The sequence below is a fragment of the Microvirga sp. P4_A5 genome (genome assembly GCF_056402495.1).
On sequence record NZ_JBFUHH010000203.1, the window covers coordinates 1 to 1,310 of the forward strand.

Here is a 1,310-nt window from a genome sequence, read left to right on the forward strand (position 1 = left end):
GGCCGAAAGCTACTCAACACACCACCTGAATAGTCGCCGCCCGATCCGGAAGCACAAAACCGGATCTGGCAGCTTTCGGAGGCGTGCCAAGGAAGAAACACGCACCCAAAAAATCAGGCGATCTCTACACCGTAATCGGCGAAAAGACCGCGAACGTCTTGCCGCAACTTAGACTCGATCTTCGACACAACCCGTTCCGCAAGCGCGTCCACATCCTCACCTCGCGCTGCGCTTACCGTGACATGATTGGTAATGGTCACGGCGCCCGCGCCCCGTCCACTGACACCGCCGCTTCGAAACTTGCGGGCCGGGTAAATGGTCCCGCGTTCGGCCGGCTGAAAAAACTCTTTGCCATACTCGTTGATCTGATAGAGACCGCCGGGATAGACGTTGCCGCCGTTGGCACGTCCTGCAGGATTGGCCGGAGCCGAGCCGCCGATGACTGCGCCGCCGCCGAGGGTCGGACGGACCGGGACGTTCACGCCGCCAGAGAAGAACGACTTGATCCGCTCGAAGATGGATTGCGACGCCGCGTCGACCTGGCCGGAGTTGGCGGCGAGCCCTTGGGCGACGGCGGCGACCGTTCCGGCGCCGGCCGCACGACCCGCCGCTTCCTGCTTTGCGAGCATCGCCTTGAGGGCTGCATCTTGAGAGGCGGACGACCCCATGGGGTTGTTCTGCCGCTCCAAGGCGCGGCCGCGCTCGCGTGATTCCTCCGTGCGAAGGGGCCAGTCGCCGGTCGAAACCTTGTGGGCGAAATAGCCGCCGGCTGCGAGAGCCGCAAAGACCGGAACCAACGAGACCGCGCCAGCTGTAGCAGAGGCGCCGCCCGCCGCTACCGCGCTGGTTCCTGCCGCAATGGAGCCCGCCGAAGTTCCGAGCCCGAGCCGAGCGGCCGCTGTCGTCAACGCTTGAGCCGATCCGACCAGACTCGCGGCAGCGCCCTCCAACGCGGCCGCGCCGGTAATTGCCTTGAGGGCCTTCCAGGTGGCAAATCCTCCAACTCCGAGAACACCGGCTCCAGCCGCCGCGGTCCCATACGTTCCGAGCGGATTTTCGCGGAGGCTGCCGCTAATCTTCGAGAGCACGCCCGCGAGGCCGTTGAGGCCCGAGGTCAATGTCGGCAAGATCGGGTCGGCGAGAGCGGCTGCAGCGTTACGCGCCTGGGCGAGGGAGCCTTCGAGCGCCACGTATGGGTCTCGCTGTGGAAGTTCTGCCGCCGCATCAATTCCCGGCGCTCGCGCGACGGCTGCTCGTTTCTTTTCGATCGTTGCCGCTTGCGTGATCATGCGACCGAACAGATCACCGAC

General features: G+C 65.0%; 1 pseudogene. It reads right to left on the minus strand.

The features are described 5' to 3' along the window. Positions 1-113: 113 nt before the first annotated feature. A pseudogene (locus AC1DVM_RS23130) lies at positions 114-1,310 on the minus strand (hypothetical protein); the annotation flags it as partial.